This window comes from Terriglobus sp. YAF25 (assembly GCF_052113305.1).
Classification (GTDB): domain Bacteria; phylum Acidobacteriota; class Terriglobia; order Terriglobales; family Acidobacteriaceae; genus Terriglobus.
The window spans coordinates 1-7,517 of sequence record NZ_JBFRCY010000437.1; the positions used below are offsets into that span (position 1 = coordinate 1).

The 7,517-nt window shown below is 57.2% G+C and carries 9 protein-coding genes; 5 read left to right on the forward strand and 4 right to left on the reverse strand.

Annotation, left to right across the window (positions count from 1 at the left end):
* The coding region (locus tag AB4043_RS17385) for a glycosyltransferase family 87 protein (protein ID WP_442307628.1) at positions 1–1,061 on the reverse strand (1,061 nt) is incomplete at its 3' end.
* A gap of 169 nt (positions 1,062–1,230) precedes the next feature.
* Between AB4043_RS17385 and AB4043_RS17390 the strand changes: the two genes are divergently transcribed.
* The 4 genes from AB4043_RS17390 (at position 1,231) to thpR (ending at position 3,287) form a co-directional block, all read left to right on the forward strand.
* Complete coding sequence (locus AB4043_RS17390) at positions 1,231–1,584, forward strand: DUF3175 domain-containing protein (RefSeq protein ID WP_442302113.1); 354 nt, start codon at positions 1,231–1,233, stop codon at positions 1,582–1,584.
* Between the two features lie 249 nt (positions 1,585–1,833).
* Entirely contained in the window at positions 1,834–2,127 is a 294-nt protein-coding gene (locus AB4043_RS17395; protein ID WP_442302112.1) for a hypothetical protein, read from the forward strand.
* A gap of 63 nt (positions 2,128–2,190) precedes the next feature.
* Positions 2,191–2,745, forward strand: a complete 555-nt coding sequence (locus AB4043_RS17400) for an HdeD family acid-resistance protein (protein WP_442302111.1) — start codon at positions 2,191–2,193, stop codon at positions 2,743–2,745.
* A gap of 5 nt (positions 2,746–2,750) precedes the next feature.
* Positions 2,751–3,287: an RNA 2',3'-cyclic phosphodiesterase gene (gene thpR, locus AB4043_RS17405; RefSeq protein WP_442302110.1), complete on the forward strand. Its 537-nt coding sequence runs from the start codon at positions 2,751–2,753 to the stop codon at positions 3,285–3,287.
* A gap of 9 nt (positions 3,288–3,296) precedes the next feature.
* On the opposite strand, the gene AB4043_RS17410 is transcribed toward thpR, so the two are convergent.
* The 3 genes from AB4043_RS17410 to glmS all read right to left on the reverse strand — a co-directional run bounded on the left by AB4043_RS17410 (position 3,297) and on the right by glmS (position 6,467).
* Positions 3,297–3,821 (reverse strand): hypothetical protein, encoded by a 525-nt coding sequence (locus AB4043_RS17410; RefSeq protein WP_442307629.1) that lies wholly within the window; start codon positions 3,819–3,821, stop codon positions 3,297–3,299.
* 11 nt (positions 3,822–3,832) lie between these two features.
* Entirely contained in the window at positions 3,833–4,243 is a 411-nt protein-coding gene (locus tag AB4043_RS17415; protein WP_442307630.1) for an HD domain-containing protein, read from the reverse strand.
* Positions 4,244–4,589: 346 nt separating this feature from the next.
* Positions 4,590–6,467 carry a glutamine--fructose-6-phosphate transaminase (isomerizing) gene (glmS, locus tag AB4043_RS17420; protein WP_442307631.1) on the reverse strand — a complete coding sequence of 626 codons (1,878 nt, stop codon included), beginning with the start codon at positions 6,465–6,467 and terminating at the stop codon, positions 4,590–4,592.
* Positions 6,468–6,711: 244 nt separating this feature from the next.
* Between glmS and AB4043_RS17425 the strand changes: the two genes are divergently transcribed.
* A partial coding sequence (locus tag AB4043_RS17425; protein WP_442307632.1) for a carboxypeptidase-like regulatory domain-containing protein occupies positions 6,712–7,517 on the forward strand: 806 nt, incomplete at its 3' end.

A 7,517-nucleotide genomic window follows, 5' to 3' on the forward strand; every position in this document is an offset into this window, starting at 1 on the left:
GGAACAGGCACGGCAACCTTCACGGAACGTGTGCCATACAGATAAAGGCCCAACCAGGCCAGCGGAGTCCACAGGTAAAACGGCGACGTCATCCCGGCGCCGACCAGGACTTCCAGCAACCCGACCACCAGCACGCAGGCGAAGGGCGTCAACGACTTCGCTTGATAGAGTGCAGCCATAAATGCCGGCAACACGATGCACTCATCTGTCACCCACGCATAGGGTGCGACCAACACGGAGACGAGCAGCACAAGGTTCCATTCGGGACGTTTGAAGTAAACCCAGACACAAGCAATGGCGGCAGGCACAAGCTGGAGCCAGGGCCAGGAGCGATGAACCATGCGCAACACCAGGCTCAGGGTGGGAATGAACTCATTCTGAAGTTCTGAACTCCTCACCATCTGCAGGTATTGCTGCCAGGCTTGCGGATCCACGACGAGGGAGAACAGAACCGTCGCCCCAACCGCTGTCGCGGCCCCGAGCAGAGCACGGCGGTGAAACAGCAGCAGAACGACAAAGGGCAGGAAGAGATGCGGCTTAATGCCGCAGACCACCAGAGCCATCCCGGCGAGGAAAGGCCTCGAGTCTTTCCAGCGCAGGAACACAACGACGCCGAGCAGCAGGAAGATCCCCATCTGCCCCGCCGTCAGACAGGCCAGGGCGGGCGGAAACAAGTAACCGATAAGATGCAGCCGGTCAGGTGGTCTCCCATGCATCTCCCAGATGATCCGGACAGAGGCCATCAATGAGAGCACCAGGCCCAGCGACCAGAGGATGGCAGACACCTTGTGGCTGAACAATGCCGCAAGCACAGCCAGCGGAAACGCCGTCGGCGGGTTGCGCATGTAGAACGGACGATTGTCGATGAAACCGGCCTGCTTCTCGACAGCCAGGATCCCCGGACCATAAGGATTTTGCTTATGCAGCAGCTGCTTACCCGCAGCCCAATAGGAGATGAAGTCTTTATTAGCCGCATTGCCCGACGACATGGCGAAGGAGAGGAATGCAACGCCAATCGCCAGTATTAAAGCAGCGATGCTCAGCCGTAGAAGCTTCTTCATCGTGATCAAGCTCCCGAGGGAGGGACCCACGGTAACATAACTCGCTGCGAATCTTCTAGCGCTTCCTGAACTGCCGCGGGGTCATACTACGGGCGCCGCGTTTCACCACGATCGGCGACCTTCTTTGCTGACTGTGCATCAGACCTTGCTACCGAAGGAGGTTCCCGCTATGGCCACAACAAAAAAACAGGCAAAGATGAGCGCCAGCGGCTCTCATGCAAACGGCTCGCACGCTAACGGCTCGCACGCAAAGGGCACATCCCGCCGGTGGTCGGCCAAGGTGAACACCGAATCCACCTACCCTGAAGAGGGGCTCTTCAAACAGGGTGCCGCCACCATCGCGCGGCAGCTGGCCTCAAAGAAGGTCTCGCCCAAGGGCCCGGCCTCCGGCATGCGCATGCTGGTCTTCTTCGAAAACCGCGCCGGCAAATCCCTCTCACCCACACGCCGCAAAGTGCTGGAACATGCCAAGGAGCTGCTGCACGAAAAGGTCGTCGAAGCCCGCAAGAAACGCGCCGCCTAGCTTCAGATTCACAATCCAGAAAACGAATGCTTCCTGGAAGGTAATATTCCTGGGCTTGGCGACTTCATACGCATTGAAGGTTCCAATCTGACTGGTGAACTGATTGCGCTGAACTTTTTAAGCAACTGGTTTAATTATTTTTTTTGTTTCCTTACTAATCTTTTTAAGCACTTTTTACTGGAAAAGCTCTAAAAGAACACGAGAGCAGCTGTCCCCTACCGAATCGACGCCTCTGCTAGGCTCGTCTGCATGGGTGCGTGGCTGCTGCACAAACTGGCCTGGGCGTTGGGCATCGGAGCCGTCGCCACCATGGCGTTGTATATGGGTGACTGGGCCGTGTGGCGTATCCGCGTTGTACGAGGCGGTGGGATGGACCAGGTGCAGCGCACCGAAGTTCAGATCGCTTCCTTAAAGGGCAACAAACTGGAGTACTACTATGGCGGCCAATGGATGGCCGCCTGCAGCCGGTCCATCTTCCCGCAGGCCGGCGAAGGCGCCTGCTGGTGGATCGAACGCCATCGCGAGGTCATCAAACGCTACTGATGTGACGGCGGACACTAATCTTCATTCCGCCCGAGCCCTAACATCGCAATCGAGGTGAACCGCATGACCCTGTCCGTTCGCAGCATTGCCCGGGAGTCCATCGGCTGGTCGATCGCCCTGAGCGTCCTGATGATCCTCGTCGGCCTCTTCGCCATCATCGCCCCGCTGGCTGCGGGCGTGGCCGTCACCACCGTTATCGGCTGGCTTCTGCTGCTCAGCGGAGCCACGCATGTCTGGTTTGCCTGGCATGTGCGCAGCGCCGGAGCCGTCGTATGGGAAGCACTCGTGGCGCTGGCCTACTTCTTCGGCGGCATCTACCTGCTGCTCCATCCGCTCGCCGGCCTCGTCAGCCTGACACTGATCCTCTCCGCCTATCTGTTGATCAAAGGCATCGTGGAGCTTGTCGGAGGCTTCGGCCTGCGCGGCATGCCGGGCAGCGGCTGGATGCTGCTCGACGGCGTCTTCTCGATCGTGGTGGCACTGATGATCTGGGCGCATCTGCCCAGCGCAGCCGCCTGGGTTCCGGGAACGCTGGTGGGCATCGCCATCCTCTTCAGCGGCTTCTCCCGCCTGCTGCTCTCACTCGCCGCCCGGCGAGTCGTGGCCGCTCTGCCATAACTGCAATGCGCCTGTTCATCGGCCTACCCGTTGCAGACGAGACCAGGGAAGCACTGCGCTCGGTGGTTGACAGGCTACGCGCAACGATTGATCCGCGGATAGGAAAGATCCGCTGGACCGATCCCGAAGGCTGGCACATCACTCTACAGTTCCTTGGCAACTGCAATGAGCAGCAGTGCGACTGCCTGGTACGGGCACTACGTTTCGTACCGATGCATCCTTTTCAGGTCGCAGTCGATGGCCTGGACACCTTCGAACGCGCCGGGGTCCTGTTTGCAGGAGTGCGATTGGATGAAAACCTCGCCAGACTTCAACATCAAATCGTAAGGGAAACAGCTACCTGCGGCTTCGCCTCTGATGACCGGCCCTATCATCCGCACATCACACTGGCGCGAACACCGAGAGGAACGAGAATTCCGCCCCAACAGCTCATGAGGTCAAACTCCTCTGCGTATCTCGCAGAGAATTTTTGTCTCTATGAAAGCGTGTCAGGGGACAATGGCCCGCAATACCAGGTACGTACGCGTTTTCCAGGTCAGTAGAAATATTTTCTAACGGAGAGGGTCAAGCAGACTTCCGTCGGTGGCAAAACCCATAAGCCGTGAATAAGTCCTTTGTACCTGGAGTTCAGTCATGCTTGCTATCAAATCAACGCAAATTCGCTTACGCGCAGAATCATTGGATGCTTCATCTAAACGTTCTTGAAAATATACGGGCAACATCGTGGTGCGCTTCCGAGTAAGCGCTTCGTCCACATAAATCTGAAAGAGTTTTCGAACCATATTTCTTTGGCCAGCTTGTTCAGTAGCCAAACTCGGATCTTCAATGACGTATGTCCATGTCAATTCCTTAAGCATAAAGACCTCGTCCTTTAAGTCTGGGTCTATCTGCAAAACTGGTTTCCCCTTGGACAATTCGATCGAGATAGCCGAAGCGTATCGCCCGATGAGAGCGGACGTAAAAGATCTTAGGCTACCCCTCTGCTTTTGTGTCCCTTTATATGGCTGAGTTGGAGACAATATTTGCGACAACAGCTCAGTAAAAGCCGTCTCGAGCTCCTTTCTACGCTTCAGCACCTTATTATTTTTTAGGGATTTGTTCCGTCGCTGTACGCTTTCAAAAAAATAGTTTCTTCTATTACGTGACCGAAAGGGGGATGACCTAAGTCATGTGCAAGAGCTGCCGCCTCAACTACGTCTGGGTCGAGGTGTTTCGATATATCGAGATGTTTGTCATATTGGCGAATCAAATTTTCCGCCATTCGTCTCCCGACTTGAGCCACTTGCAGAGAGTGAGTTAAGCGGTTGTGGAAGACATAGCCGCTATTAGCGGTAACAACTTGGGTAACCTCGGCAAGGCGGCGAAACGCCGAAGAATAGAGAAGCCGATCCCTGTCGTGCTGAGCAGGAGATCGGCCATCATTTGGAGAAGACTGCGATTGAAACTCTCTATCTAATCTGGACGGTTTCTTTGGCACGCCACCAAGCGTAACAAACAACCTTCTGCTACGCAGTCATTTTAGTCAGCTTTCGTTTGGAGGTCATTTTTATTTGATGATCGGAGAGCAAGAATGCCACTGCCTCTCGAGCATCGGCATCATTAACGCCCTGTTTCCTCATCTTCTCCAAGAACTCGGCCGAACTGTACTCCTTATCAGAAGAGAGGGTGCTTAAAACCAAATTGGAAATTTTCTTAGGCGGCATCGTAGTCCCTCTCTGTAGTTCATTGATGGATATGCCTTTCAGCAGGCTGGAGACTAGTCTCCAGCCTGCTGAAAGGCATATCCGTCTAGAAACTATATCTAGATGCATTTTAACGCTATAAGAAAGTTTGTCAAGACTCAACTACTCCACCGTCACACTCTTCGCCAGATTCCTCGGCTGATCCACATCGCATCCTCTCCTGACAGCAATGTGATACGCCAGCAACTGCAGTGGCACTGTCTCCAGAATCGGCAACAACAGCTCCGGAGCCGCGGGAACATGCAGCGTATGTTCCACCAGCTTGCTGATCTCGTGGTCACCTTCCGTCGCAATCGCAATCACGCGGCCTGAGCGTGCCGTGACCTCCTGAATATTCGAGAGCGTCTTCTCATACTTCAGTACCGACTGCGGGTCCGTCGGATCCTGTGTTGCAATCACCACCACCGGCAGGCTCTCATCGATCAACGCATTGGGCCCATGCTTCATCTCACCCGCCGGATAGCCCTCGGCGTGGATGTAAGAGATCTCTTTCAGCTTCAGAGCGCCTTCGAGAGCGATGGGGTAATGAATGCCGCGGCCAAGGAAGAGGAAGTCGCGGGCATTGGAGAATGACTTCGCCAGGTTCGCGCACGCGTCATCCACCGAGCGCAGCACCTCCTCTACCTTGCCCGGAATCTTCGAGAGCTCCGTCACCAGGTGCAAACTCTGCTCCGCCGCCGCCGTGCCGCGCTGTTGCGCCAGGTATAGAGCCAGCGTGAACAAGGCAGTGAGCTGCGCGGTGAAGGCCTTCGTGGACGCCACACCAATCTCCGGCCCCGCATTCGTCGAGATCGTCCCATGCGCCTCGCGCGTAATCGCCGCGCCCACCACATTGCAGATAGCCAGCGTCGGGATTCCAAGTGACATCATCTCGCGCTGTRCCGCAATGGTATCGGCCGTCTCGCCCGACTGCGTGATCAGCAGACCGATCTCATTCGGGCTGGCGATCGGCGAGCGGTAGCGATACTCGCTGGCGTAATCCACCTCGACTGGCAGACGCGCCAGCCGCTCGATCATGAACTTACCCGCAAGCGCCGCATGCCACGAGGTTCCGCAGGCCGCGATCGTAAGCTGAGTCGCCCGGCGGAACTCCTCCGGCCCCAGCTTTAGATCGGGCAGGAAGACCTGTCCGCTGTCGAGCGAGACGCGCCCCAGCGTGGTGTCACGGATGGCGCGCGGCTGCTCGTTGATCTCCTTCAGCATGAAGTGCTTGTAGCCACCCTTCTCTGCCTGGATGGGGTCCCACAGAATGCGCTGCGGCGTGCGATGCACCAGGTTGCCGTCAAAGTCGGTAAACCGCGCGCCAGCGGGCGTAAGCACCGCCAGGTCACCATCAGCCAGATACACAATGTCACGCGTGTGATGCAGAATGCCGGGCACATCCGAGGCGAGGAAGTACTCCCCATCGCCAATACCGATCACTGCCGGAGGTCCGTTGCGCGCCGCAATCAGCGTGTTCGGAGCATTAGCCGAGAGCACGCCGATAGCAAAGGCTCCGGTCAGGCGCTTCACCGCCCGCCGCACGGCAGCCTCCAGCGCCTCGGCACCCGTATCCGATCCAGCCTTCAGTTCCTCTTCGATCAGGTGGGCGATGATCTCGGTATCGGTCTCGGTGACAAAGCCGTGCCCTTTGRCCGTGAGCTCCTGCTTGAGCTGCAGGTAGTTCTCAACGATGCCGTTGTGCACCACCACCAGCGTTCCGCTGCAGTCGCGGTGAGGATGGGCATTCTCCTCCGTGGGGCGCCCATGAGTCGCCCAGCGCGTGTGGCCAATACCGTAGTTGCCGTGCAGCGGCTGGCCGGCGATCACCGACTCCAGATTGCGCAGCTTCCCCGGAGCCCGGCGAAGCTCCAACCCGGAGGCGGAACCGGCAACAGCGATTCCGGCTGAGTCATAGCCGCGGTACTCCAGGCGGCGAAGACCTTCAATGATGACGGGAACAACAGGCTTGGGTCCGATGTATCCAACGATGCCACACATGTCCACCAGTGTAAGATGGGACGCTCCGGTTGAAGATCAAGAACAAGTACCGCCCTGAGATTTCCCTCTATGCACGGATTTCCAGATGTCCAGGCTGGAACCATTTCAGCTAATAACCCGCGAGAACCTCTTCCTCACCTGAGAAAATATCCTCTGGATCAGGCGAACAATACGCCTTCCATATCCGTATCCCCTTTGGCTCTCACCCGGGAGCCGTCCCCTTTCGTTTTTAAGGAGTCCATCTATGTTGCGAATCACACGATGCCTCGTGCTTTTAGCCTTGGTTTCATTTATCTGCGGAGGCCTCCGCGCCCAGCAGGGTCAGGATCTGGCCTCTCTGGCCGGCGTAGTCACTGACGCTTCCGGCGCCGTCATCCCCGGAGTCGCCGTGACGCTGAAGAACCCACTCACTGGAGTTGTCTATACGGCAACCACCAATAAGGAAGGCTTCTACCGCATTCCGGCCGTAGTCCCCGCCCAGACCTATGAGGTAACCTTCACCGCCACCGGCTTCTCCGATGCGCGTTTCACCAACGTACCGCTTCTGGTCGCCTCCTCGCGCACCCAGAACGCCCAGTTGAAGGCCGGCGAAGCCGTCGCCATTGAGGTTTCAGTCGAGGGCCAACGGAACACCATCAATACCATCGATGCCACCATCGGCAATAACCTCGACATTCGGGCAGTTGACGAACTCCCGACTCTGAGTCGCCTCTCACCCGCCAGCTTATTCACGCTCCAGCCAGGAGTGAGCAGCGTCAACGGTTTGACCATCTCGGCTGCGGGTGCCCGCACCGACCAGAACACCATGACCATTGACGGTCTGGACGTCAATGACATTGCAGCCGGCGGCAGCACTACCATCGTCGGTAACGCGCCGGTCGACTCCATCCAGGAGTTCCGTGGCACCGTAGCCGGCAACATGGCCGGTAGCGGTACCGGAGGCGGTGGTCAGTTCCAACTCATCACCAAGAGCGGCACGAATAACTTCCATGGAAATATCAACGAATACCATCGCGATGTCTCCACGGTGGCCAACGACTGGTTCAACAA

Excerpts from the sequence above, each read along its gene's own strand:
- AB4043_RS17390 (WP_442302113.1), top strand. The coding sequence starts at position 1,231 with ATGGCCACAACAAAAAAACAGGCAAAGATGAGCGCCAGCGGCTCTCAT.
- AB4043_RS17395 (WP_442302112.1), top strand. The coding sequence starts at position 1,834 with ATGGGTGCGTGGCTGCTGCACAAACTGGCCTGGGCGTTGGGCATCGGA.
- AB4043_RS17400 (WP_442302111.1), top strand. The coding sequence starts at position 2,191 with ATGACCCTGTCCGTTCGCAGCATTGCCCGGGAGTCCATCGGCTGGTCG.
- thpR (WP_442302110.1), top strand. The coding sequence starts at position 2,751 with ATGCGCCTGTTCATCGGCCTACCCGTTGCAGACGAGACCAGGGAAGCA.